The organism is Rhizobium sp. WW_1 (assembly GCF_003610155.1).
Classification (GTDB): Bacteria; Pseudomonadota; Alphaproteobacteria; order Rhizobiales; family Rhizobiaceae; genus Rhizobium; species Rhizobium tropici_A.
In genome coordinates, this window is record NZ_RAIN01000008.1 from 236028 (window position 1) to 261007 (window position 24980).

Below are 24980 nucleotides of genomic sequence, written 5' to 3' on the forward strand. Positions count from 1 at the left end.
AAAGGGCTGTGAGGGTTTGCCGCTCAGTCGGCGATATCAAGCGCTCATCCGTCCAACCAGGCCGCAAGGCCATCCAGCGTCTGCAGCCCGTATTCGACGGCGCCGAAGCCGATGACGACGCGACGCCGCTCCGCACTCGGGTGGAGCTGGCGCAGGGTCAGCACCGTCTTGCCGTCGGACTGTTCATCGAACGTCACCGTGGTGCGGAAGCGGTCCGGATCGTTCGGATCGGGCGTGCCATGGTCCATCACGATTCGCTCGTTCGGTACGATCTCCAGAAAGCGCACAAGGTTCGGGAAGCGCCGCGCCTGGCCCTCGAACATGCCCACCATGTCGAACCGCCAGATCCCGCCCTCGCGGATATCGGCCTCGTGGCTTTCGATTTCAAGGCTGGTTGGACCATACCATTCGGCCAGCGCTCGAGGGTCCATCCAGGCGGCGAAAACCTTCTCTCTTGGGTGGTTGAGCAGCTTCACCAGCACGATTTCCCGATCGAGCGCCCAAGTGTCAAACTGACTTGCCATGACCTTCGTCGTCCTCTGCTGTTCTGTCCAGATACGCTTCCAGCCGATCCAGCCGTTCGGTCCAGCTTCGGCGCTCGGCTATCATCCAGTCCGCCGCCTCGTCGAACCGCGCCTGCACAAGCCGGCACCAGCGGCTGCGCCCGCGCTTCTCGCTGGCGATGAGCCCGCAATCCTCGAGCACCTTGAGATGCTGGGCAAAGGAGGGCAGCGCCATGTCGAAGGGTTCGGCCAGGACGCTGACCGGCACTTCGCCCCCAGCCAGCCGCGATATTACCGCGCGGCGGGTCGGGTCGCTGAGGGCATGGAAGGCGAGGTCGAGAGGGGTCGAATGGTACGGCATGTGAATTGGTAGAACGAGTTTGGATGCCAGTCAACAACAATTAGGTACTTGCCTTAGTGTTTGGTCCAATATAAAGGTAAATGCCTTAGTGTTTGGGTCTGTCTTAGGGCAGGCCTGCCTCATCCACTCGCAAGGAGAGCTCCAATGGCAGTTCGTGTCGATCTCATGATCTCGCTCGACGGTTTCGCAACAACGACGGATCAGACGCCCGAGGTCCCGTTCGGCGAGGACTGGCCGCGTCTGGTCGGCGCCTATACCGCAACGCGAACGTTCCGCGAGCGTGTATTCAAGGATAGCAGCGGGGCCGGAACCACCGGTGTCGATGACGATTATGCGAAAGACTATTTCACCAATGTCGGGGCCGAAATCATGGGTGCCGGCATGTTCGGGCTCCACAATTTTCCGGACGATCCGAACTGGCGTGGCTGGTGGGGCGAAGAGCCGCCGTTCCAGGTTCCGGTCTTCGTTCTCACCCATAGTGCTCGCCCCTCCCTGGAGATGGCCGGCGGCACCACGTTCCACTTCCTGGATGCCACTCCAGCCGATGTGCTGCGGAAGGCCGTCAGCGTGGCGAAGGGGAAAGATGTGCGCGTCGGCGGTGGCCCGACGGTTGTTCGCGACTTTCTGAGGGCAGGTCTGGTCGATCGCCTCCATGTTGCAATCACGCCGATCCTGCTTGGGCGAGGCATACGCCTGTGGGACGATCTGCGTGGTCTGGAGGCTGGCTACGCGGTCAAGTCAGAAACCGCGCCGAGCGGCACCATCCACCTTACGTTCCAGCGCTAGCCTGGTGCTTCGCGGCATCACGGACTATCCGTGATGCCAGCTTCTCAAGCCGCCGGCCTTGGGGGCTGACGCTCCTTCGTAAGGCAGTAACGCGATCGTAGGTGCGGCCGATCAATCCGGACTTACGACGTCGTCATCAATTGCCATATTCTGTCGGGTAATTGTTGCATCTCTGCCGCTTATGCGATGTTGTCGTTGAGCAATCGATTTTCACGGCGGAAAACAAGGTGGCATGAGTGTTTCACGGTTGGAAAGCGGCGGTTCGCGCAAGGTCAGCCTTTATGAAGAGCTTTACGGCCGGCTGAGAGCGGAAATCGCCGGAGGAGCCCTGCCTGAAGGGCTTGTGCTGACGGAGGCCGCCCTTGCCGATCTCTGTGGCAGCAGCCGGGCGCCGGCTCGCCAGGCATTGCAGTTGCTTCTCGAGGACGGGCTGATCGCCCGGTTCGACGGCCGCGGATTCATCGTTGGCAAGTCGGGGATATTGCCAAAGCGGGTCAGGCTCGCCGATTATCTCGGCAGCTTGCTAGAGGAAGGCGGCGACAGGCCGGTGTTTGCCTGGCAGGCACTCTATGAAGATGTCGAGCGCATCGTCGTCTACCGCTCCTTTTTCGGTCGCTATCGCATCAATGAAAACGAACTGGCGCGCCATTTCGGCGTGGGACGCGGCGTGGCGCGGGATGTACTGCTGAGGCTCGAAACGCTCGGCATCACGGAAAAGGATGACAATTTCCGCTGGTCCATCGTGCCGCTGGATGCGCAGCGTATCCGCGATCTCTATGAAGTGCGCGAGCAGATCGAGCCGGTGGCGCTATCCAGCGCTCTCGGCGGCATTTCCGTTGAACATGTCGATGTGATGCTCCTGCGCCTGTCGCAAGCGCTTGCGGATTACCCCGATGTCTCCGCCTCGACGATGTATGAGCTCGAGCTCGATCTTCATCAACGCAGCCTGCAAGCCTGCCCCAACAAGGAATTTCTAAGCATCCTGAAGCGCACGCACTGCATCCTGACGCTCAGCAAGCATGTTGTCGGCAGCCGCATCAAGATGCCGGAATATGAGCCTTTCCTTGCCGAACATATCGGCGTCTTCACGATGATGCGGAAACGCGATGAAGAGGGACTGCAAAAGGCGATGCGCGATCACATCCGCAATTCGCAGCCGAATGTGCAGGCGCGCGCCGCCTATATGCGCGACCATTATCAGCCGGACGAGTACAGCTTCATCACATAGTGTGAAACGGTATCAGGTAATCGCGCCGACCTGCCAGGGAACGAATTCGTTGTCGCCGTAATCGAAGGTCTCGCTCAACGTTTTCTTGCCGGAGGCGACGGCGATGATTTCCTCGAAGATGCGCTCGCCCGCTGCTTCGATCGTGTCGTCGCCGCTGACGATGTCGCCGCAGTTGATGTCCATATCCTCACGCATATGGTTGTACATCTCGGTGTTGGTGGCGATCTTCACGCAAGGTGCCGGCTTGAAACCGGAGACCGAGCCTCTGCCCGTCGTGAAGCAGATGACATTGCATCCGCCGGCGACCTGGCCGGTGACGGCAACGGGATCGTAGCCGGGCGTATCCATAAAGACGAAGCCGGGCTCGTCGACGATCTCCGAATACTCGTAGACGGCCTTCAGCGGCATGGAGCCGCCCTTGGCGACTGCGCCGAGCGACTTTTCGAGGATTGTCGTCAATCCGCCGAGCTTATTGCCATAGGACGGATTGTTGTTGAGTTCGGCGCCGTTGCGGCGAGTGTAGTCGCGCCACCAGTCGATTCTCGACAGCAGCTTTTCAGCAACTGCAGGGGTTACGGCGCGGCGCGTCAGCAAATGTTCGGCGCCATAGATCTCAGGGGTCTCAGCCAGAACCGACGTACCGCCATTGCGCACGAGAAGATCGGAGGCATAACCAAGCGCCGGATTGGCCGAGATTCCCGAATAACCATCGGACCCGCCGCATTCCAGCGCGAGCTTGATGCCGGAGAGCGGCTGGACGGTGCGTTTGGCTGAATTCACTTCAGGCAGCATGTCCTTGATCATTTCCGACGCGGCTGCGATCGTCTTGCGCGTGCCGCCGAGATCCTGGATCGTCATGGTGCGCAGCCGGTTTCCCTCCTCGAGCTTGTAGTGCTCCAGGATGGGCGCGATCTGATTGGTTTCACAACCGAGGCCGATCATCAGGATGCCGCCGAAGTTGGGATGCCGGGCATACCCCTGCAGAGTTCTCGCCAGATAGCGATAGCCTTCGGACTGCGTGTTGATCGCACAGCCACCGCCATGGGTGAGGGCCACTACGCCATCGACGTTATCGAAGCCGTCAAGACCCCCGGTGCGATTGAAATGCTCGGCAATATATTTGGAGACGGTCGCCGAACAGTTGACCGTGGTGATGATGCCGATGAAATTGCGCGTGCCGACGCCGCCGGCGCCGCGGTCGAAACCCATGAAGGTCCGACAGTCCTCTTGCGGCAGCATGCCCGCTTCTTCGATATCGACGCTGAACTGGTAGGGGTGATCGGATTCGATCACCGCCAGATTCTGCAGATGGACATGGCCACCCGCTGGAATGAACTGCGTCGCCACGCCAATCGGCTGGCCGAACTTCCGGATTTCCTGGCCAGCCTGGATGTCGCGAACTGCAACCTTGTGGCCGCGCGGAATCTGGTCCGCGGCGATCAAGCCGGGAAGGCCAGTAGGACTGCCGGCGCGGATCATCACGCGCGCAACCGCAACGTCGTCGATGGAGTTGAGGAGAATGACGGGGGAAACGTCGGACATGGAAAATTCCGTATGGTCGAATGATTGTCTATTGCTAGCAATAGACAATCATTCGAGGAAGGACGCGTCAAGCGCGATCGATGCCGCCAGGCAAGTTCTCTCTACTAGCCATGTTGCTGGTTCCGACCGATGCGGGCAAATCTGGCGCAAACGCATCTCGGCGATTCTCAAAATACACCGGCTCTGATTGCGCACCCAACGCTTCCGAAAAGCACTGGAACACGTGTCGCTCCTCACGGATTTCCACGCATCGCAGGTGTAAAGTTGACGTCAGTAATCGCCCTGCGGCGGGTGGAGCGCAAGCTGGAGGTCCCGCAAGCCGCGGCTACCGTCGCGATTGCCGGTGGCGGCGACGGCGGTGAAGATGCGCTCGGCGTCGTCGTACATTTTGAGATTGAGGTAGCAATAGCCGCGCAGCACCATGAGGTCGACGCGCTCCTGCTGCAGCTGCGCCCGCTGGTCAAGATAGAGAAGCGTCTCGCGATAGCGCTTGCCGTCAAAGGCCGAAAGTGCGCGATCGCTCAGTATGGCCACCTGAAGTTCGGCCGCGCGCTGGTGGTTCATCGGCGCCTTGGTGGCGGCCACCGCTGCGTTGTTGGCAAGGCCGGCGCGCAGATAGGCAAGGCTCTGGCCATAGGCCGCTTCTTCGCGCGATTTGGCGTCGGTATTGTTCAATGCAACGCCAAAGGCTTCCACCGCTTCCATCGGGCGGTTGAGGTTCATCAGGCACCAGCCGCGGGCAAGAGCATTGCCGGGCGTCAGCAGCTCGGCGTTGGCGGTGGTGTTGCATCCTGACGGCTGCCGTACGGAACGAATAACCGGACGGGCGCGTGGCGCCGGCTCGATATACTCCGGCGACGGACCACGGCGCACAGGCTCGATCGGCTGTGTGGGAGTTTGCGCGCTGACGTGGGTCTGCGTTGCCGGTGCGACCTGCGAAACCATCGGCGGCGCCACAGTCTGCGGCGTGCCTTGCTGCGGCATCGTCTGTACTGCCTGATTTGGCGATGGCAGCGGCTCCGATACGGGTGTGCGCGGCGCCGGTTCGCCGAGGACGGCGATCCGCTGTGAACGTCCGGCCCAGAGTCGTTGGACTTCGGCAACGCCTGCGCGGTCGTTCAGCTGATTGCGCGTAATGGCGAGACCATAGGCGGAGGGTTCGTCATCGGGCTTCCAGCGCAGCGCCGTCTCGAACCAGCGGGCAGCGGCCTGGGGCTGGTTCATCGATCGCGCAAACCACCCGAACTGCTGCGCGGTCGGCACATATTTCTGCTTTACGATCTCGCTGGCGATACGGCCGAGAACGTCTTCGCTGAGGCTGGCCGGCGGTTGCAGCGCCATCAGGTTGGCGGTCGCCGCAAGGTAGGTCGCCATCGCGTCCTTGGACTCGTTGCGCCATTTGTACATGATGTCTTCAGCTTCTTGCGGCTTGCGGTCGGCGATGAGCACTAGAGCCAGGCCCTGCGAGATCGTCGCCGAATCTTCCTTCTCATGCGCGGCCTTGAACCATTGCTCGGCATCGGCGTAATCACTGCGGCGCAGATAGTACCAGCCGAGGAGCGAATCGTCGGATGCAAGGCCTTCGCTGCGGGCGACGCGTTCGACCTGAGACAGATAATCCTGCGAGACCGTCAGCTTCGGGTCGTCATTGCCCTGAGCCACGAAACGGCGAGCCAGATCGGTCCTTATGCTGTCGAATTCACGTCCGCCATTGCCGTCGGGCTTTTCGAGCGCCAGAAGATCCTGCATCGGCTGATAGGGCAGCAGAGCCGCTGCTTTCTGGACGGTGGCCAGCCTTTCCTGCGGATTGGTGCAGGTCTTCAGAACGTATTTATAGGCGTCTTGCCCACGGGCGGCGCGATCGGTGCGGATGAAGGCTTCCGCCACGCGCCAGAGAACGTCGATGTCGCTGCAGGTCAGCAGGCTCGGCGTTCTCGCGCCGATGTCGATCACGGTCTGATACTGCTTCAGGTCGGAGGCGTTGACGAGCCGCGTGCGTGCCTCGGCGATATTCAGGCGTTCCAGCAGATCGGCCGGCGGCTGCCAGCCGGATTCGGCTGTCTGGCGATCGGCGATCGCCTTGCGCACCTCGGCATAGCGGCCTTCCGAGTAGAGTTGCCACATGGCTTCCAGCTGTTTGTCGCTATTTTGCGGAATGGCCAGAGGATCCGCCGGCGGCGTCCAATTCGGATAGAGCGTCTGCAGGCGCGAGATTTCCGCCTGGAGCCGTGCCTTGTCGCCACGGCTTGCGAAATAGCGCAATGCACTTTCATCCACCTGCGGCTGGCTATTGGCGGGCTGCGCCGCGGTTGCCGGCTGCGTCGAAGGTGGTTGTGCTGATTGCGGTTGTGCCTGCTGCGGAGCGGCCTGCGCTACCGAACCCGGCGCTGCCGCATTTGCTGGCGGCGTATCGGCCGCGTCGGCGAGGACTGACGACGGCGCGGTCGCCTGTATATTGTCGGAGAGTGCCTTGAGGTCGACCGGCTGTCCGGAACCGCCCAAACTGGTATCGGCGGCCAAGTTGATCTGCGGCTCGAGGCGTGCCGACTTTGCCAGCTTGATCTTGTCTTCCGGTGAATCGTTATCCTTCGTCGCAAGCGTGAACCCCGCCACGGCGACGGCCAGGAAAGCCATGATCAGGGTCGATTTTATAAACACTCCGGATGTTTCTCCGTGACGAAAGCCAGGCTCAACAGCTGCAAGGTGGCCGGATAGTAAAGCGATGGTGAGAACTGCCGAACCGAAGCAGGCAGTTTCGTTCCGCTCACCACACACGCCACAACATCGTTAACAATTCTATAACCTGGGTCGGGAAGCAGGTCCTTCGGCTTGCCCGAGGCGAGGTCAATCGTCGCCGGCTCATCGCCCTCGACGGTCATTCCCTGCTGAAGGCGCATCAGCAGCGCCTTGTCGTTTATGCCGGCGCGGGCGAGATAAAGCGGGATTCTGACGGCATTATAGCCGAATTCAGCTTCAAAGCCGTCAGCCGGCACCGGCTTGGCTCGCAGGCTCACCCAATCGGCCGGAAGCTTGCGTGGTCCAAATTGTATCGAGCGCAACAAGGCAAGGCCGTCGTCGCTGAGTTTCTGCCAGCGTTCGGAGGGGACGAGAAGCGCCATGACGGGAATCGCCTCGAAGACCCAATAGGACGGATTGATGATAGGGCCATCCGTGCGACCCGGCGCCCTGTATCCGTCAACGCCTGGAATAAGCAGCGTCCGTCCGCCTGATGTGATGACAACGTGCGAAAGAATGGCCTTGGCCATGCTTGCGGCCGCCCGCAGATAGTCCTTGTTGTTCCAGGCCGACCCGGCAACTGCCAGCGCGTAGGCAATCAACAGATCGCCGTCGGAGGCATTATTCGTGTCTGCGACATGCGGGGTAACGGTCGGGTCCCATTTCCAGACGGCAAGACCATCGTCGCGCAACAGGAGTTCGGTGCGGGTAAAGTACCAGATCTGCTCGAAGTCGGCCGGATTGTTGGCGAGATAGGCAAGCAGCATACCATAGCCTTGTCCCTCGCTATGGCTGATGCCGCCATTGCCGTTATCGATGATGCGCCCGTTGGTATCGAGGAACTTCGCCTTGTAGGCGATCCAGGCCTGTGGATCGATCGCCGTGCGTTGGGCCGCCACCGGTTGCGCCGTCGCCAGAACGGCAGCGCTGCAGATCGCAAGAACAAGACGTCGGAGTTTCATTCGCGCCTGCCTATCCTGGAAAGAAGGCTCGCCGTGCTGACACCGAGCAGGAAGCAGCCGACCACGAACAAGAAGGCATAGGACAATATGTTGCTGGAAAGCCAGTTTGCCGCAATCAGCCGGTAGTTCGTCAGCGACCAGGGCTGGGAGACGACGAAGCTGAAGCGGCTGATGGGCACCGTATCGATTTTCCCCGTCTTGCCGGAATAGACCGTGATGCGGCCGCTGATCTGTGACCAGGTGTTTTGCGCTGTCATGGCCTCGACGCCAGCGCGCAGGTCCCCGGCACTGGGTGCGGTGACGACGGTCCAGGCCGCATCATTGGTCGGATTTGCCTCCTGAGCTATCAGGAAGGTGTTGGCATTCGACGGCGTAAACACCTGCTCCGAACTGGGAATGAAGCGAAGCGAACTCAGGGTGATATCGAAATTGCGGTGCATCCATTGCTGGAAGCCCTCCATCTGTCCCTGCAGCAACCCGCCACTGATGCGGGAGTTCCAATCGGCAATCGTTACCGAAGCCTCGGGCGCGCCGCCCTGGCCAGGGGCGGGAGGACGCCAGGCCACCTGACTTGAGGCGGAGATATTCATTTGCGTGAGAATCGTCGACGGTAACTGGGCGACAGAACCGATAAACAGCGCATTGCGCGTGCCAACTGTGCTCGGCGAGGCGGTCGGCTCCAGCGTGATCGGATGGCCGGCGACGAGTGCCATCTGACCGAGCAGCGTTGCCGTTGCCGACAGCGTGTCCACATCTGCGCGATCGATGAAGAGTGAGGTCGATTCGGTTTCGCGATTGTAGGGATAGCCGGTACCGGCAAGAGCGGCGAGATTGGGCCGTTGTGCAACCCTTGCGAAATCGGGGACGGTAAACTGGCTGGTGTTGAAGAGGGCAAAGCGAGGCGTCGTGCTCGATGTCGCGGCGGGAGCGCAGGCTGTATCCTCCTCCGCCAGCAGCATGGCTTCAAGCGTGATGGTGTTCAGCCCCGGCTTGAAATGGCGCATGGTGATGCGGATGGGCAATTGCCGGAAGATTCCGCCCCCGGTTGCCGTAATCGGCTTGGTCGTTGCGATGCTGCCATTGACGTAGATGTCGATATGGCTGCCGGGACGCACATCCTTGGCGTAGGCCGCGTCGAGCAGGATGGTGGCCTCGCCATAGGCATTTGCATAGAAGTCGGACGGGATTGCGACGTTGAAGCTGGTATGGAACCGTCGTCCGGAGAACTCCGTGGTCCGGACACCCAGCTGTTCAAAGGAAAGGCTGGTGCCCGAGTAGATCAGCGGTGCATCCGGCGCCGACCAACGCTGGGTTACGAGCAAATCGCGGCGGCTATCGGGATCGCGGTCGGTCGGTGAAACGACCATGTCGATCGCAGACGAGATTGCTTGCCAGGATGGGCCGCTGATCAGCAGAAGCTGCTGGCCGCTGCGCGGGTCCGTTGCAAAAGTCGCCAGGGCGCCATTTTGCGCGGAAGCCGGAACATTGAAGACGGGCTGCAGTTCCGCAGGCGTGCCGACGACGACGGTCATTTTGCCGGGACCTGACGCGGGCAGCGCATCCGTGCCGAACGAGAAGGTTTCGTTCGGCATTCCGCTGAGAAGCGCCAGTCCTTGCGCCAGACGCAGGACGGGTTTGGTCGTTCCCGGTTGGGCGAGCGCCGGCACGACCAGATTGAACTGCGTCTTGCCGCTGCTGTCGACGCCGATCGCGCGGATCGCATCGGTGGTCGAGAGTTTTTCCGCCTCGCGGCCGGCAAAGCTCAGATAAGTTCTTGCGGGATCGATATCCGACCAGAGTTCGTACGTCGATGGAATATCGCAGTCGACACGGTGCCGCTGCGACGCCTCGAAGGTCAGCAGATTGGCTCCGGGTTGCAGGAGACCGCGCGGGACGTCGAAGCTGATATCCGATTCGTTGTCCGAGGAACTGATCTGCTGCTGATGCACGGCGCGATCGTTCAGGAAGACGGTAAGCTGCGATGCCTCGGGTGCGACGACGACAGCATTCTGATAGGCAAAATTGAACTTTGCCGGCGCGGCCGCCTGTTCGGGCGTCAGATAGATCGACCAGGATCTGCGATCGGTTTCACCTTCCAAGCGCAATTTCGCGAAGGGAACGACGTAACGGCGGAAGCCGGGCGCTGCGGTTTCGGCGTCCGCCTGTTTTACTTTCGGTATCGCCTGAGGCGTCGTCTGAACGGGGGTGACAGGCGTTGCGGGCTGAGGCTGCGGCGCAGAGGTCTGCGGCGTGACTGCCGGCGGTGCAATGACCAGTGGCGGGTTAGCCTGAGGAGCCGCGTTCTGTGGCGCAACTGTCTGCGGAGGCGTGATCGCAGGCACGATCGCTTTGGGCGGCTCTGCGGTTTGCGGCACGACAATCTGGGGCACGGGCGGTGAGGAGCCTTGCGGACGCTCGCCGGACATGTCGAACGGCGTCTGCGCTTGCGCGGCAGCGGCGCCAAAAAGCAGCAGGATGGCGGGGAGCACGCGGTTCATCAGCTTTTCGCCTTCGCATCAGACCGTTGCTGTGAGCGATCCGAGCCTACCCCCCTGAAAAGGTAGATCAAACCGCGGCTGGTCTGGTAGAGCGACATGCTCAGGAACCAGAAAGTTCCGCGAATGATGCCGGGATTGCGCCTGCGTGCCTGCTGGAATTTCGTCCATTGATCGGAATTGGCGAAGACGAGGTCGGCAATCAGACGGTGGTCGGCTGCGCCCCTTGGAATATACTGACAGCCGATGGCCGTGAGATCCCCCATCTGCTCGACGTTGCGGACCACGACCGACAAGGTCACCATGTCGGCGCCGCTATAGGGCTGAAAGCGTATGATGCCTTCCGAGCCGATCTTGACCGGTTCCAGATCCTTGTTGAAGACGTTCAGTCTGGCGCCATGAACGGAGACATCCTCGATCGATGCGGAATTCCACCGTCCGTCGACCCCGAACTCGCTGCGGCGATCGACCCTGACGCGCCGCGAAGAGGCACGCTCGCCGCGTTCGGAGACGACGCCGAGCGCGCAACCGGAAAGGATGAGGTTGATGATGTTCCAGCCACCGACGACGAGCGTGACGTCGGCCTTATATGGCTCGGCATAGATACGGTAGATGGTGACTGCCAGCGCGATGATCTGCACGGCAAAGATGACGAAGAACGGGCGGCTGATCTCTGAAAGCCGGCTGACGGCGATCGACTCGTCCTTGGCCGTGACCTTAAAGGTCGGCTTGCGTGGATTGAGCATGACCGAGACGACGGCCGGTAGGAGATGCACCGTCTGGACATATTCATAGAGCTCGGAAATCCACGGCCAACGGAACGATCCGTAGAGATAGTTCTGCATCATCAGGTTCACGAGCATGTAGGCAAGCGTGTAGGCGAGGAACTCGCTGCCCGAAGCCGTGAAAATTTCGAGATCGAAGAAGAGATAGAAGAGCGGCGCAAACAGGAAGATGACGCGCGGAAACGGAAACAGCCAGAACAGCGTCGACGACATGTAGCAGAGCCGCTGCGGCAGCGTCAGGCCGCGCTTCAGCAGCGGGAAGCGGAAGCGCAGGATCTGCATCATGCCCTGCGCCCAGCGGCTGCGCTGGCCGATGAAGCTCGCAAAGGTCGCCGGCTGCAGGCCGGCAATCAGCGGCTTGTCGACATAGATGCTGTTCCAGCCGGCACCGTGAAGCGCGAGCGCGGTTTCGCAGTCTTCCGTGATGCTGATACCGCTGAAGCCGCTCTGCGATTGCAACGCCTTGCGGCTGAGGACCGCGGCCGAACCGCAGAAGAAGGCGGCGTTCCATTTGTCGAGGCCACGCTGGATGATGCCGTAGAACATTTCGTTCTCGCTCGGCATGCTGTCGAAGGTGCGCAGGTTGCGCTCCAGCGGATCGGGATTGATGAAGAAGTGCGGCGTCTGGACGAGAAAGAGCTTCGGGTCGTCCTCGAAGTAGCCGACGGTTTCGCGCAGGAAGTCACGCGCCGGCGCGTGGTCGGCATCGAAAACGGCGATCAGTTCGCCGCTCGAATGCTCCAGCCCATTGTTGAGGTTGCCGGCCTTGGCATGTTCGTTGCGCTCGCGCGTCAGATATTCAACGTCCAGATCGACACAAAGCCGCTTGAGTTCGTCATGACGAGCGATTGCGGCCTGCGATTCCAGGATCTTGGTCGAGTTGCGCTTTTGCGCGGTACCGCCGTCGTCGAGCAGCCAGACCTTGAGCTTGTCGGCGGGATAATCCATCGCCTTGGCGGAGGCAAGCGTATTGGCCAGAAGATTGGTATCTTCGTTGTAGGAGGGCACGAAGACGTCGACGGTCGGGAAATGCTTCGTCTCGGCGGCACGCGTCGTGCGCGAGGGCAGCGGAGTTGCGACGATGAAGAGGCTGAGCATCAGCATCGCGACGTTGTACATTTCGGCGAGGTAGAGCAGCAGACCGGGGATGAAGTTTTCCAGCTGGTTGACGGGCGGTATCGTATATGAGGTACGCCAGTAGACATAGCGCAGTACGATCGCTGTACCGAAGGCGAGCGCTACCAGCCGCCAGGTTCCCTGGCGCTTGAGGATCTTGATGACCGCCATCAGGGTGACGACCACGGTGCTGGCGATCAGCTGGGTTTGAAGGTTGACCGGCAGCGTGATCAGCACGATCCCGCAAAGCGCTATCACGGCCCATATCAAGATGCTGCGAGCTTTCTGCATCGGTGTCCCTTCAAAGGTATTGCCAGACGCCATCCTGGCGCCCCCAAGCGGCGCCGTTTGCTAGCGGCACGCCTGAGATATGCCAGTCGCTCCGTTACAGTCCGGTAAAGGCACGACAATATTGCTCGCAGTATTTACGCGCGGCTGCACGACCATCGAACTCGGGCCGTTTGCGCCATTCGTCTGCGATGGGTCATTCTGCCCGTCCGGCAGTGGCACACGCGGGCCGATCATCGGGGGCAGGGCAGGCGCTGCCTGAGGTGGCGGCTGCGTGATGATCGGACGGCGTATGATGGCGGGACGCGTCACAACAGGCCGGTTCTGATAACCGATGCTGATCGGCGCGGTGCGATAGGGCGCGGCGTCGGGATAGACGATCTCTCCGGGCTTGCCGAGAACGGCATCGGCGCCGCGTGGCGCGCCGAAAGGATTGAGCGCCGCGCCGGCAAAATGCCCGGCGATCGTATAGCCGTAGACCGTGCTCAACAGCTGGCGTTCCGTCGCGCGAGCATCGCAGAGCCGGATGCGTACTTGCACCATGCCGAAATTGCGCTGCTCCTGCGGTGGCGCAAAGCCGGCTTTCACCTGCTGCCAGGCATAAAGGCAGGTATCGCCGGCTCGGCTCTGGCCGGAGGCGTAGCCGAAAGGTCCGTAATTGTTTTGGACGAAGGTCGCGGAGCGGGCAAGCCGCACGCCGGGAACGGCCGCTGCCATTTCCCGCGCAATCGCCCGATCGTTGATCGTGTTGTACGGTCTGCTCCCGAGCCCCGGATTGGAACCTGTGATGCCGAGGAACTGGACCTTGAGGAAGTTCTGGCCGGAAACGGAAGAGGAGGTGGAGAGCGCAATCGTCTGCTCGACGTCCTTGGCATGCCTGCGCTCGACCACATTGACGATCGCCGGCCCGCCGGGTGGCGGAAAGGCCAGCGCCTTGTCGCTCGCTACCGTTTCCACGCCGATCGATTGACGAACCGGTCCGGTTGTCGTGCAACCAGCGCCGAGGCAGGCCAAACTTATCAACGCTATCGTTTTTGAAACATGCATCTTATGGGATCGCGTCAATCGTGTGTGTTCGCATTCATCGGCAAATTGCGCGATGCTCTTTGGAATCAAGCCCTTGTATTCACTTTAGCAAATAAAGGTGATTATGGTTAACCAAGGGTTAACTTTGGCCGATTGGCTGTCCGGAAATGGCAGGAAATACTTGGCCAACGCGCCGCGCCGCATCGATTGCACGACCGATGACACATAGCCGAAGAGCTTGCCGCAACTCCAGGCGGCAAGCCTATGAATTTTAGATCTATTTCATTCTACGAAAAGCGATCTGTACGGCCCTGTTCAGCGCGACCGGGAGGACCGACATGTGGTTTTCTCCGGGGTATTCCTCGAAGGTGATCGTTTCTGCTGATGACGCCAGTTTGGCCCATCTCCCGGCCATATCGCGGGCAAGCTCTATCGTGCGCGTTTCCCGCGCGCGCTCCTGTCGTTTCTGTTCTTCGGCAGTGCCCTTGTGGAAGGGCGCGAGCGTCTCGCCTTCATATTGACCGGCGGAAAGATGCAGCTCCACATCGAAAGGCGCCTTGTGTCTATCAAGGAATTCGCTTTCCATTGATAGGATTGCGGCGTCCTCCCAGTAGATCGCCGGACTTGCCGAAATCCAACGAGCAAAGGCGTCCGGTTTCCTGAACAGCGCATAGAGCGTGAATAGGCCGCCGAACGAGTGGCCGAAAAGCGACTGGCGCGAGCGGTCGATCGGCGCCTGCTGCGCTATCCAGGGCTTGAGCTCCGTTTCGATCAGCGTGAGGAAGCGCTCCGCGCCGCCGGTCAGTACATCCGGTGTGTCGGGGTAAAACGGCGGATAGGTCCGTCCGGGCGGCGGACTTAGATCCCAGGAGCGGCGAAGCGGGTCATAGGGTTCATCCGTCGGATATCCGATGGCGACGATCACGCCTTCCGCCACGTCTGTCCCGTTTGGATAGCTTGCCTGTACCTTCAGTGCATCGACGGCTGTTGCAAAACAGGCATTGCCATCGGTCAAATAGAGAACGGGCCACCCTTCAGGCGGGGCCGGCATGTCCGGGCGGTAGACAAAGATCCTGTGCGGCCGATCGGCACTATCGAACTTCAGATCTGCAAACGTGCAGCCGGCAAGCGTGACCGGCGTCGGCGCGGCGGCCGCATGATGTGACGGGATGTGGGACATGGCCTCTCCGGCTGACCGATGATGTGGGATGCCAGAGCGAAGGGCACCGCTTTTGAAGAAATATGACAAAATTTCTCATATTATGAAGAACATGATCTGACAAGCAGTCAAGACGCGCCGCTGAACCTAATTGTCAGTTGTGCCTCACGCCTCGCCGCTCGACCGGAAGGCCGTTCTGCAACAGCGGAATAGAAATCAGCGTAAAATATGACTCTTTTAATCATGTATTCTTGACGTCGAGTGCACCTGCGAACTAATTTGCGCCATCTTTTTCAGAAACGGGTAGGCGAAAAGGGCTGATGAAGCAAGGATCGTATAATTATATCAATAATTTGACACGTAGCCGAATCCGCATTGCAAGCAGTGCGACGGCACTTGCCACGGTGTTTGCCTTGAGCGGAAACGCCTATGCGCAGGATTCTTCGACCGACGCCAACGGTGGTAATGCGACGCAGCTTGCACCGATCATCGTCAGCGGCCAGTCAAGCTCGGAAGGTGACAATGCGACCATAACGGCGAAGCGGAGCCAGGGTGCCACCAAGATCAATACACCCTTGGTCGAGACCCCACGATCCGTTTCGGTGGTGACCAGGAAAGAGCTGGATGAGCGCGGCGCGCAGGATATCACCGAGGCGGTGCGTTATTCTGCCGGCGTCCAGACTGGCGCATATGGTTTCGACCCGCGCTTCGATCAGATCATCATCCGCGGCAATGACATCACGACCGATGGCAGCTATCTTGACGGGTTGCGGCTGCCCTACATGAACTATGCCATGTTCCGCACCGATCCCTACGCGCTTGAGCGGGTGGAGATCATCAAGGGGCCTGTATCGGTGCTTTACGGCGCAGGCTCTCCGGGCGGCATCGTCAACATGATATCAAAGCTGCCGACGGATGAGACCATCAGGGAGGTCGGCGCCCTCTATGGAACATCGGACCGCGCCCAGGCAATGTTCGACTTCGGTGGCCGGGTCAATCAGGACGATGACAGCATGCTGTATCGTATCGTCGGTCTGGCGCGAAAGGGCGACACCAATTTCGATATTGCCGACGACCGCTATCTCATCCAGCCGTCCTTCACCTGGAAACCCGATGAGGCGACCAAATTTACGGTCTATGGCTCGGCGCAATCGACGGAGACCGATGCGAATGTCGGTGCGATGATCGGCCCCGACGGCAACATCCTCGATTTCCGCGACAGCGATCCGGACTACGATTATCAAAGGACCAAGCAGCAGCAGGTCGGCTATCAATTCGAGCACGAGTTCGATGGCGGCTTTACCTTCCGCCAGAACCTTCGCTACTCCCATCTGGATCTGAAGGCGCGCTATCTCAGCACCTTGGACTGGGTGGGGGACGTCGCCCAACGCTACCCGACAGCGATCGGGGACTCGATGAATGTGTTCCAGATCGACAACCAGCTGGAAGCCAAGTTCGATACCGGCCCGGCCGCCCATACCATGCTGTTCGGCCTGGACTACACCCATGTAAACGACAGCTTCAAGCTGGGTATGGGATCGGTCGATCCCGCCTATGATTTCGATATCGACAACCCGACCTACGGGGTGTCCGGTCCGACGCCTGCCTATACCAGCGCGACCAACTCCAGCCTCCAGCAGATCGGCGCCTATGCCCTCGATCAGATCGAGCTCGACAAGTGGCGCTTTACGCTCGGCGGTCGCCAGACCTGGGTCAAGCAGTCGAGCGAGACGACATCGCTCTCCGACGGAACAGCGACGAGCGACAAGCTCGATAAAAGCGCATTTTCCGTCCAGACCGGCGTGCTTTATCTCTTCGACAACGGCATAGCGCCCTTCGCCAGCTATTCGACCTCCTTCAATCCGGTCACCCAGCGATCGGCATCGGGCAGTATCCTGGATCCGAAGAAGGGCGAACAATATGAACTTGGTGTAAAATACCAGCCGCCCGGCACTGATATTCTGCTGTCGGCCGTTGCCTATCATCTCGTCGAAAAGAACCAGCCTGTTCTGGTCGACCCTCTGACATCGGTCTATGCTTCACTTGGTGAAGTCACCAACAAGGGTATCGAGCTGGAAGCCAGGGCGAATATCACCGATGGCTGGGACGTGATTGCAGCCTATTCCTACAATCACTCCGAAATCACCCGGGGCGACAATGCTGGCAACGCACCTGCTGTTACACCGCAGAACATCGCCAGCCTGTGGACGAACTATACATTCCAGGAGGATTCGGCTGCGAACGGCCTGAGGGTCGGCGCCGGCATCCGTTATAGCGGCGAAAACTATACCAGCACGGACAACACCGCCAAGAATGCCGCAAGCACCTATCTGGACGCGGCGGTCTCTTACGATTTTGGTGCGATCGACAAGAAATACAAAGGTCTGACAGCATCCTTCGACGTCCGCAACATCGCCAACCGCCGCGACACGGTCTGCAACGCTGGCTATTGCTACCTTGGACAGGGCCGCAACATCACGGCGTCATTGAAGTATCGCTGGTAAGCTTTCTGCGGGCGCCGTCTTCCCTGCGGCGCCCGTTCTCGTCCCAAAGGTCGCCCATCGAGGGCCTCATTCCTCTTCCTTCGTGCTTTCCCATCGAGTTCCCGGCTCCGCCAAGACCGAGCACGCGTACACGAATCCGAATTTGCCTATGCGGAACTTGGAAGAACCCGCTCGCTTCATCCGATATCCGCCCGGTTCGCCTTGGCAAACAATTCCTGCAAAAGTGCGAAGCGGTTTTGCGTCCGGAATTGCTAGATAACAAAGAGATAGGGCATTTCCGCAACTCCGTTTAGAACGGAGGTGCTCTGGCTGCCGAAGCAATCGTCCGGCTCAAAGAGGAAAGCGCTTCCCCTGATTGATCCGCGGTTCCCAAGGAGTGCTTCGGACAATGAACTGCCGTGGCTCGCGGTCATGCGGTTCTGCGTCGTTTCATCAGCAATACAAGCAGCAGCGGGGCACCGACGAGGGCCGAAACCAGACCAGCGGGCATCTGGTAGGGAAAGGCAATCATTCTACCGAACCAATCCGCGAGCACCATGAGGCTGCCGCCTGCAAGCGCCGCGCCGGCAAGCTGCGGAGCCGCGCGCCGCAAGCCAAGTTCGCGCGCCAGATGCGGCCCCATCAGGCCGATGAAGCTCAAGGGACCGACGACGAGGGTGGCGGCAGTCGTCATCGCGGCAGCCAGGGCAAAGAGGCAGCCTCGGGCGTAATTGACGCGAATGCCGATTGCCTGGGCTGCCTGCGGGCCGAGCGGCAGCAGGTCGAGCCAACGATAGGCCAGAAACGCGAGTGCAAGGCCTATTGCCGCAGCGACGGTCGAAGAAACTGCCTTCGATGTATCAACAAGATAGGTTGATCCGCTCATCCATTGCATCACGATCATCGCGCGCGGGTCGCCGCTGGCGGCAAGTACGCTGATGAAAGCGTCCAGCATGGCGCCGAGCGCAATGCCGGTCAAAAGCACCCGCTCGGGCGCGAAACCGGAGCGGATGCCGAACAGGAAGATGGCGATGAGAACGGCGAAAGCGCCGAGACCTCCAAAGCCCAATTGAGCGGCCATGCCGGGGGCGGGTAGCAGAAAGAGCGCGGCGGTGACGCCAAGCGTGGCGCCTGCGGAGATGCCGAGAACCTCCGGGCTTGCCATCTCATTACCGCTGAGCCGTTGCAGGATCGCGCCGACGACGCCGAGCATTGCGCCGGCGGTAAAGGCGCCGGCGATGCGCGGCAGGCGGTAGGGCAGCACGTCGGACCATTGAAGATAGGCAAGCAAGCTCCAGGTCCCATCCGGTGCGCGCCCGAAGAAGGACGCCGCAGCCAGCAGCAGGACGAGCATAGGGATTGATGCAAACAAGAGGGATCGGGTTGAGCGAGGAGCGCGGATTGCGTTCGGTGATGGAGCTGGTGCGCTGCGTTGAACGGCCTTCAGACGCGGCAGCATCAGAAGCAGCAACGGAGCGCCGAGCAGTGCGGTAATGGCGCCCGTCGGCAGGAAGGTCGAAGAGGCTCCGGAAAGCAGCACAAGGGCCTCATCGGTCAATAGCAGCAATCCCGCGCCGATGAGGGGAGACCAGACTAGTTGGCTTTTCATGTGCCGGGCGCCAGCGAGCTGGGCGACGCGCGGTGCGATGAGGCCGATAAAGCCGATCACGCCGACGGCGCTGGTGACGATGGCGGCAAGCGCGATCGCAACGCAGACCGCGGCAATGCGGGTGCGTCTTACCGAAAGGCCCAGGCCGCTCGCGCCGCTGTCGCCGAGCTCCATCAGCGACAGCGGCCGGGCCATCAGCAAGGCGGCGACGGAGAGCATGGCGATTTTCGGGAGAAGGGAAAGCGGAATGGTCCAGCTTTGCTGTGCGAGCGATCCTGCCCCCCAGATAAACAGACCGGAGAGGTAACGATCGTTCATCAGGACGAGAATGGCGGCAAGCGCGCCGCTCCAGACGCCGACGATCAGGCCGGCAAGCACGAGAGCCAGAGGCGAAAAGCCGCGTCTTGCGCCGATCAGGAAGACGACCGCAGCGGCCGCGGCGCTGCCGAACAGGGCAACGGCATCGCGGCTGAGGCCCTGAAGTGCGGGGAAAGCCAGCATGACGGCGACGAGTGCGAGGTTGGCTCCCGCAGAGATGCCGAGCGTCGAGGGCGAGGCCAACGGATTGCGCAGCACCTGCTGCAACAGGCTTCCCGACAGCGACAGGGCGGCACCCGCCAGCAACGCGGTGGCAATTCGTGGCAGGGTCGAATAGAGCAGAAGCAGGCGCTGCGGATCGTAGCCCGCCTCCTGCTGGAACAGACGGGAAAAGTCCGGAGCCAGTTGGTGCCAGGCAAGTAGGCCGGCAAGCGCGAACAGCGTCAGAGCCACGGCCGGGGCGCCGAGGGCGTTGTTTGTTTCGATGCGGTTCATGCGAATTTTTCCAGATGATCGAGCAGGGTGCGCGCGAAGCGCTCTGCCTCCTGCACCATGCCGAACATCAAGGTGCCCGGCAGCACGGATACGCGTCCGGCCCTCACGAAAGGAAGGCTGGTCCACAATGGACTGTCCTGCAGAGTGTCGAGCACGTTGGGCGGTAGCAGAGGCTCGAATGCGATCAGGCGCAGGTTTTGATCGAGGGTTGCCAATTGCTCCAACCCGATCGTTTCGAAGCCCCAATAATCGCCGGTTCCGGTCCAGGCGTTTTTGAGGCCGATCCTGGTCATGACATTCTGGTAGAGGCCCGCCCCGCAGTAGATGCGGGCGTGGCGCGTATCGACGAAGTTGATGAGGGCCAATGGCGGCGGATCGAGCTTCTTTATCCGGCTCGCACAATCATCGAAGAATCGTTCCGACCGGGCAAGGAAATCCTCCGCCTGGGGGCGCCGGCCGATTGCGTCGGCGAGCAGCCGTGTGGCTGCAATGGAGCGCTGCAGCGCCTCGCCGCCCTCTGCATAGATCGTCAGCTCCATGACGGGCGAAATTGCTTCGAGCTGCGGTTTCAACGGGGCGAGATAAGGCGTTGTCAAGATCAGCGCCGGCTTGACGCTTGCCAGGACCTCGAGATTGATCTCGCTGGTGGTGCCGAGGTCGATGACGCCGGCCGGCATCTTCGGTTCGACGACCCAGGTGTTCCAATCGGCAAGAGAGGCGATGGCGGCGGGCGTGACGCCAAGCGCAAGCAGCGTCGATGCCAGGCCGTAATCGAGGGAAACGATCGGCCCGGATATGGTTTCGGCGGCCATTCCTACTCGTGGAACGGCAAGAAGCGCCGCCGCGGCAAGCAGCGTGCGGCGCGATAGCGTGAGGTTTTCAAGGCCGCGTTCAGATGACATAGGCAAGCGGCGTTCCATGCACGGGATGAGCGGTGACGCCCATATTGGTGCCGTAGATCATGTGGAGCGTCTCTGCCTTCATCAGGCTCGGCGAGGGACCCGCAGCAATGAGGCGGCCCTGCTTCAGCGCATGCAGATGGTCGCAGAAATGCGCGGCGACATTGATGTCGTGCAGGACGAGAATGACGCTCAGGTCCTTCGTCCGGCAAAGCTCCCGCACGAGCCCGAGGATTTCCATCTGATGGGCGATATCGAGCGCCGAGGTCGGCTCGTCGAGCAACAGGCAGCGGCTGTCCTGGGCGACCAGCATGGCGATCCAGACACGCTGGCGCTCGCCGCCTGACAGCGTGTCCACCATGCGGCCCGCCAGGGTATCGACATGGGTCAGCTTCATCGCGGTCTCCACCTTTTCCCGGTCGAGATCGGTAAAGCGGCCGAGTGCGCCGTGCCAGGGGTAGCGCCCGCAGGCAACGAGTTCCTCGACCGTCATTCCCGCGGCTGAGCTGGTGTCCTGCGGCAGGTAGGCGACTGCACGCGCAAAGGCGCGCATATCATAGGAACCGGCGGCAACCCCATCATAGAGGATGCGGCCGCCTGTCGGCTGAATCTGTCGGGCAAGCAACTTGATCAGCGTGGATTTGCCGGAGCCGTTATGACCGATCAGACCGGAAATCTCCCCCGCATTGAAGCTGATATCGAGAGGATGGAGGATGGTTTTGCCGTCGACCTCGAAACGCAGGCCCTCCGTTGCGAAGACCGTGGTGTGATGCTGGCCGTTTCGAATAGTCCTATCGTCTTTCATCATGGTTCCTGCTGAAGCATACGGCTTCCTGAGATGCTTGTTGCCGGTGGAGCGGCCGGGTTAGTTGATCGAGGTCAATGGCTTGACGAAGAAGAGACATGGATCGCTTTCCCGCCAGAGCGTCGGGAATGTTTCGGCGCGGATGAAGCCGTTTCTGTCGTAGAAGGCGCGCGTCTTTTCATATTGCGGTTCGTTCCTGCCGCGCGGCGCGAGCGTCTTTACCGTCAGGAGCTTGCAATCGGAAGATCGTGCAAATGCCTCGGCCGCGGACAGCAAGCTTTTGCCGATGCCGCTACGATGGTATCGGCGGCGGGTCGCAATGACCAGGATCTCCATCGCCGCCGGCGGATGCGCACGCAGCGCCACGAAGCCGGCAATGGTATCGGCCTCAACACAGGCGAACATGGGGAGGGTCTCGACGGCCTTCGCACAGGCCTCGATGACATCGCGATCGGTGAACCAATCCGACAGTTCGGACATGATGTCGCGACAGATCCTACCCTTTGCTTGGGTTATCTCGACGGCTTCCTGCATCTGTTCTTCCTCTTTCCGGCGATGGTCGCGCGGATGATGGCTGTTGCCCATCATCCCGCCCTTATCTCCCGTACCCGTGTCGATCGGTTCCGTCTGTGATCGCCGCGAGCAGCGCATTCACGGTCGCTTTCGAGTGAGATTGCGGCGAGGCAGCGCGAATGCGCCTCTCTCAAAAGGCCGCAAACCAGGGCGCAGGATACGCCCGCCTCCCTGGCGATGATTTTCTGGGGAACGTCGTCGAAATAATGCTCCTCGTAGAACTTTCGGGTTCTGGCGGGCATGGCTTCGACTGTGCAGCGAAATGCCTTGTAGGCCTCAGCCTCGTGAAGATGTTCCTCGGGGCTTCCGTAGGTCGAGGTGTTGCCGCCGATTTCCTCTTCGACGAATAGGCCGCGCTCATATTGCAGGCGGCGCATATAATCCGTCGCCAGATTGCGAACCATGCGCATCACATAGGGCGCTGGCGCCGCTATATCTTCCTTGAGCGGCTTGGAGACCAGCTGCAGGAGAACTTCCTGCACGACGTCCTCGGCCAGGCTCATGCAGCCTGTAATCCTGCGCGCGACGGAGAGGAGCTTCGGATAGGCGTGAAGTGCTGTTTGGAGTTGCTCATTGGAAGTCGACTGCGAATGGTTGGCAATCATGTCGGGCTCTCGCTGAAATCCAAAGTTGCATTTCGATGTGCCCCTCTTTTTGAAAGGGACCCTATAAAACATGATAATAATAGTCAAGATAGAAGAAGGGAAAAGTGAAGCAACTTCTAAATCACGGATTATCCACCTGATTTTATTTAAATTTCCCAGAGGATCTAGTAGAAAATCCCGTTTTTGTGATGCCGCCACAATGGCGTTGTCGCTGCCTTCGATGTCGCGACGGCCCATTGAAAATCCGCGCTTTCACCGCCGCCAATTCGGCCGGAGCGGATGAAGATCGGCTCACCTGAAAGCTGCCATGTGCCGCTAAAGGTTGCATTTCCAGGTGCCAGCATCACGCTTTGCGGGTCGGCTAGAAAACCTTGGCTAAGGCACTTCAGTGCAGCCTCTTTCTGAACCCAGCAGGCGAGAAAGACATCGTGGCGATGTCTCGTGTCAAATCGATGGACTTGGTTGAGCTCTTGTTCGGAAAGGATCATGGGCATGATCTCGCGGGTCTCTTCCTCCGAAAAGGCATCTATGCGTTCGATATCGATACCGATGCGGCCGCCGCGACAGATTGCGAGCGCCACGCGGTCTTTCGTATGCGAGAGATTGAAGTCGATATCGGGATAATCGCGTAGGTAAGGCCTGCCGGAGGGGGTAATTGCCAGAGAAAGTGCTTGCGGCGTACAGCCAAGCAGATTGGCGATGATGCTTCGACACAGGATACGCCCGGCAACGAAAAGACACCGTGCGTCGGCCGATCGAAAGGCCGACGCACGGTGTCTTTCCGCTTCGCTTAACAGCCGGTCCGGGAGATCAAATCCGTCGTGCAGGTACAGGCAATGAAGCTCGACCTGCGCGACGTCTTCCCCTGTTCGGAGAAAATCCACTCTATTCCGCCGCCTGTCCCAGGTGGGAGGCAAGTTCCGAGGACGGTGCGTGCGTTTCCCATTGTACGATGGGATCGAGTTGATCGAGATCGAAATGCTGGTGACCGAGCAGGGCGTTGGCAATCACAGCGCTGCGCCATGCGGCAAGGCTGAGCTGCGGTTCGGCAATGCCGTGGCTGTGGCGCCCGGCGTTGAGGACGAAAATGCGGTTCTCCCTCGGGCCGTCCCATGCGAGCGAGAAGTCGGTTTCCAGCACCGGCTCGCCGATGGAGCTGAGCTCGATACGGTTTTCGAGCGAATGCAGGAAGTCAGGAAGCACGAAGCGATAGCCGGTGGCAAGCACGATCATGTCGACGGTCAGCGTCTCGATGCTGTCGTCAAAACCGTTGCGCATCGTCAGCGTGATTTCCGGGCCATCCTGCTCGGCGGCAATGACGTTACGGAAGGGGCGAAGCGATATGCCGTGATCGGGAGCACCCCGCGCTTCAAGCTTGCGCTCGTAGAGCCGGCGATAGAGCTTCTTCAAGGTCGAGGCGGAAACGCCGTCGCTTGCCAGCACCTGCCGGCGCGTATGGGTGAGGCGCAGTTCTTCGGGCAGCCCGTGGAAGCGCTCCATATAGCTCGGTGTGAAGAGCTCGTTGGTAAATGGTGTGGCATCGAGCGGTTCGAAATTCGGCCTGCGGCTGATCCAATGGATGCTCGAAACGGTATCCAGATCCAGAAGCGCATCGACGATCTCGGCACCGCTTTGGCCGCCACCGATGACGGCAACGCGCGGAGCCTTGACGCCCACGAGCCGCTGCGTCGCCTCGCTGCTATGAAAGGTCATGGATTTCGGCAGTTGTTCGGCCCAGGCGGGCCGGGCCGGTATTTTGCCGACACCGACGGAAAGATTGCGGGCGCTGATCGCGCCGTCATCGCTGGCAATCGAGAAGAAGCCGTCATTGGCGTGGACCTCACGAACGCTGGCGCCGAAGCGAAGCGAAGTCAGTCCGCGGGCGACCCATCCGAGATAATCGGCAAATTCCTTGCGCGGTACTGCCTCATATTCCGCGTTCAGAAACTGATAAAAGCGTTTATGGGCAACAAGATAGGAGAGGAAACTCCAGGGGCTTGTCGGGTTGGTGGCCGTCACCAGATCCTTGAGGATCGATGTCTGCATTTCCGCGCCCGGCAGCATCATTCCCGGATGCCATGCGAAGGACGGGCGCCGTTCGAAGAAGCGCACCGAAAGTTGCGGTATGGAATCGAGTTGAGCAGCAAGGCTGAGGTTGAACGGTCCAATTCCGGCCCCGGCGAGGTCGAGCACGTGCGATGTCATG

19 protein-coding genes are annotated in these 24980 nt (G+C 60.4%); 3 read left to right on the forward strand and 16 right to left on the reverse strand.

The annotated features are described in order from the left end of the window. Positions 1-44: 44 nt before the first annotated feature. Together BJ928_RS24130 and BJ928_RS24135 are read right to left on the reverse strand one after the other, a co-directional pair. Positions 45-524, reverse strand: coding sequence for an SRPBCC family protein (locus BJ928_RS24130; protein WP_047632761.1), 480 nt, complete (start codon positions 522-524; stop codon positions 45-47). Continuing rightward, positions 508-864, reverse strand: coding sequence for a metalloregulator ArsR/SmtB family transcription factor (locus BJ928_RS24135; RefSeq protein ID WP_047632762.1), 357 nt, complete (start codon positions 862-864; stop codon positions 508-510). The genes BJ928_RS24130 and BJ928_RS24135 overlap by 17 nt, the downstream gene beginning before the upstream one ends. Positions 865-1008: 144 nt before the next feature. Here BJ928_RS24135 and BJ928_RS24140 point away from each other — a divergent pair, with 144 nt between their 5' ends. Both BJ928_RS24140 and BJ928_RS24145 read left to right on the forward strand, forming a co-directional pair. Beyond that, positions 1009-1650, forward strand: a complete 642-nt coding sequence (locus BJ928_RS24140; RefSeq protein ID WP_047632764.1) for a dihydrofolate reductase family protein — start codon at positions 1009-1011, stop codon at positions 1648-1650. 232 nt (positions 1651-1882) lie between these two features. Then, on the forward strand, positions 1883-2878 hold the full coding sequence (locus tag BJ928_RS24145) for a GntR family transcriptional regulator (protein ID WP_047632766.1): 996 nt from the start codon (positions 1883-1885) through the stop codon (positions 2876-2878). A gap of 12 nt (positions 2879-2890) precedes the next feature. Here the strand turns inward: BJ928_RS24145 and BJ928_RS24150 are convergent, their stop codons facing one another. The 7 genes from BJ928_RS24150 to BJ928_RS24180 form a co-directional block, all read right to left on the reverse strand. After that, positions 2891-4420 carry an altronate dehydratase family protein gene (locus tag BJ928_RS24150; protein ID WP_047632768.1) on the reverse strand — a complete coding sequence of 510 codons (1530 nt, stop codon included), beginning with the start codon at positions 4418-4420 and terminating at the stop codon, positions 2891-2893. Positions 4421-4690: 270 nt separating this feature from the next. After that, entirely contained in the window at positions 4691-7072 is a 2382-nt protein-coding gene (locus BJ928_RS24155) for a cellulose synthase (RefSeq protein ID WP_047632845.1), read from the reverse strand. After that, positions 7069-8118 carry a glycosyl hydrolase family 8 gene (locus tag BJ928_RS24160; RefSeq protein ID WP_047632770.1) on the reverse strand — a complete coding sequence of 350 codons (1050 nt, stop codon included), beginning with the start codon at positions 8116-8118 and terminating at the stop codon, positions 7069-7071. The genes BJ928_RS24155 and BJ928_RS24160 overlap by 4 nt, the downstream gene beginning before the upstream one ends. Beyond that, on the reverse strand, positions 8115-10616 hold the full coding sequence (locus tag BJ928_RS24165; RefSeq protein WP_047632771.1) for a cellulose synthase BcsB subunit: 2502 nt from the start codon (positions 10614-10616) through the stop codon (positions 8115-8117). The genes BJ928_RS24160 and BJ928_RS24165 overlap by 4 nt, the downstream gene beginning before the upstream one ends. Then, a complete protein-coding gene (bcsA, locus tag BJ928_RS24170; protein WP_047632773.1) occupies positions 10616-12805 on the reverse strand; it encodes a UDP-forming cellulose synthase catalytic subunit in 2190 nt (729 codons plus the stop codon). Before bcsA ends, BJ928_RS24165 begins: the two co-directional genes overlap by 1 nt. Positions 12806-12865: 60 nt before the next feature. After that, a complete protein-coding gene (bcsN, locus tag BJ928_RS24175; RefSeq protein ID WP_047632847.1) occupies positions 12866-13849 on the reverse strand; it encodes a cellulose biosynthesis protein BcsN in 984 nt (327 codons plus the stop codon). A 256-nt stretch (positions 13850-14105) separates the two neighbouring features. Next, entirely contained in the window at positions 14106-15008 is a 903-nt protein-coding gene (locus tag BJ928_RS24180) for an alpha/beta hydrolase-fold protein (protein WP_047632776.1), read from the reverse strand. A 299-nt stretch (positions 15009-15307) separates the two neighbouring features. On the opposite strand from BJ928_RS24180, the gene BJ928_RS24185 reads away from it, so the two are divergent. Further along, positions 15308-17491 carry a TonB-dependent siderophore receptor gene (locus BJ928_RS24185; protein WP_047632778.1) on the forward strand — a complete coding sequence of 728 codons (2184 nt, stop codon included), beginning with the start codon at positions 15308-15310 and terminating at the stop codon, positions 17489-17491. A gap of 409 nt (positions 17492-17900) precedes the next feature. Here the strand turns inward: BJ928_RS24185 and fhuB are convergent, their stop codons facing one another. The 7 genes from fhuB to BJ928_RS24220 form a co-directional block, all read right to left on the reverse strand. Continuing rightward, a complete protein-coding gene (fhuB, locus tag BJ928_RS24190; protein WP_047632779.1) occupies positions 17901-19892 on the reverse strand; it encodes a Fe(3+)-hydroxamate ABC transporter permease FhuB in 1992 nt (663 codons plus the stop codon). After that, entirely contained in the window at positions 19889-20794 is a 906-nt protein-coding gene (locus BJ928_RS24195; protein ID WP_047632780.1) for an iron-siderophore ABC transporter substrate-binding protein, read from the reverse strand. Before BJ928_RS24195 ends, fhuB begins: the two co-directional genes overlap by 4 nt. After that, positions 20784-21596: an ATP-binding cassette domain-containing protein gene (locus BJ928_RS24200; RefSeq protein WP_052227766.1), complete on the reverse strand. Its 813-nt coding sequence runs from the start codon at positions 21594-21596 to the stop codon at positions 20784-20786. Before BJ928_RS24200 ends, BJ928_RS24195 begins: the two co-directional genes overlap by 11 nt. 60 nt (positions 21597-21656) lie before the next feature. Continuing rightward, entirely contained in the window at positions 21657-22130 is a 474-nt protein-coding gene (locus BJ928_RS24205) for a GNAT family N-acetyltransferase (protein WP_047632851.1), read from the reverse strand. Between the two features lie 50 nt (positions 22131-22180). Next, positions 22181-22774, reverse strand: coding sequence for a sigma-70 family RNA polymerase sigma factor (locus BJ928_RS24210; protein ID WP_047632782.1), 594 nt, complete (start codon positions 22772-22774; stop codon positions 22181-22183). A gap of 164 nt (positions 22775-22938) precedes the next feature. After that, positions 22939-23691: a 4'-phosphopantetheinyl transferase superfamily protein gene (locus BJ928_RS24215; protein ID WP_245432514.1), complete on the reverse strand. Its 753-nt coding sequence runs from the start codon at positions 23689-23691 to the stop codon at positions 22939-22941. Further along, positions 23660-24979, reverse strand: a complete 1320-nt coding sequence (locus BJ928_RS24220) for a lysine N(6)-hydroxylase/L-ornithine N(5)-oxygenase family protein (RefSeq protein WP_047632783.1) — start codon at positions 24977-24979, stop codon at positions 23660-23662. Before BJ928_RS24220 ends, BJ928_RS24215 begins: the two co-directional genes overlap by 32 nt. Position 24980 lies beyond the last annotated feature (1 nt).

Bases quoted from the DNA above. Each gene is read 5' to 3' on its own strand.
- bcsN (WP_047632847.1), bottom strand. From the start codon at position 13,849: ATGCATGTTTCAAAAACGATAGCGTTGATAAGTTTGGCCTGCCTCGGC.
- BJ928_RS24195 (WP_047632780.1), bottom strand. From the start codon at position 20,794: ATGTCATCTGAACGCGGCCTTGAAAACCTCACGCTATCGCGCCGCACG.
- BJ928_RS24210 (WP_047632782.1), bottom strand. From the start codon at position 22,774: ATGATTGCCAACCATTCGCAGTCGACTTCCAATGAGCAACTCCAAACA.
- BJ928_RS24200 (WP_052227766.1), bottom strand. From the start codon at position 21,596: ATGAAAGACGATAGGACTATTCGAAACGGCCAGCATCACACCACGGTC.
- BJ928_RS24160 (WP_047632770.1), bottom strand. From the start codon at position 8,118: ATGAAACTCCGACGTCTTGTTCTTGCGATCTGCAGCGCTGCCGTTCTG.
- BJ928_RS24145 (WP_047632766.1), top strand. From the start codon at position 1,883: ATGAGTGTTTCACGGTTGGAAAGCGGCGGTTCGCGCAAGGTCAGCCTT.
- BJ928_RS24130 (WP_047632761.1), bottom strand. From the start codon at position 524: ATGGCAAGTCAGTTTGACACTTGGGCGCTCGATCGGGAAATCGTGCTG.
- BJ928_RS24165 (WP_047632771.1), bottom strand. From the start codon at position 10,616: ATGAACCGCGTGCTCCCCGCCATCCTGCTGCTTTTTGGCGCCGCTGCC.
- BJ928_RS24135 (WP_047632762.1), bottom strand. From the start codon at position 864: ATGCCGTACCATTCGACCCCTCTCGACCTCGCCTTCCATGCCCTCAGC.
- BJ928_RS24185 (WP_047632778.1), top strand. From the start codon at position 15,308: ATGAAGCAAGGATCGTATAATTATATCAATAATTTGACACGTAGCCGA.
- BJ928_RS24150 (WP_047632768.1), bottom strand. From the start codon at position 4,420: ATGTCCGACGTTTCCCCCGTCATTCTCCTCAACTCCATCGACGACGTT.
- BJ928_RS24180 (WP_047632776.1), bottom strand. From the start codon at position 15,008: ATGTCCCACATCCCGTCACATCATGCGGCCGCCGCGCCGACGCCGGTC.
- BJ928_RS24205 (WP_047632851.1), bottom strand. From the start codon at position 22,130: ATGCAGGAAGCCGTCGAGATAACCCAAGCAAAGGGTAGGATCTGTCGC.
- fhuB (WP_047632779.1), bottom strand. From the start codon at position 19,892: ATGAACCGCATCGAAACAAACAACGCCCTCGGCGCCCCGGCCGTGGCT.
- BJ928_RS24220 (WP_047632783.1), bottom strand. From the start codon at position 24,979: ATGACATCGCACGTGCTCGACCTCGCCGGGGCCGGAATTGGACCGTTC.
- bcsA (WP_047632773.1), bottom strand. From the start codon at position 12,805: ATGCAGAAAGCTCGCAGCATCTTGATATGGGCCGTGATAGCGCTTTGC.
- BJ928_RS24140 (WP_047632764.1), top strand. From the start codon at position 1,009: ATGGCAGTTCGTGTCGATCTCATGATCTCGCTCGACGGTTTCGCAACA.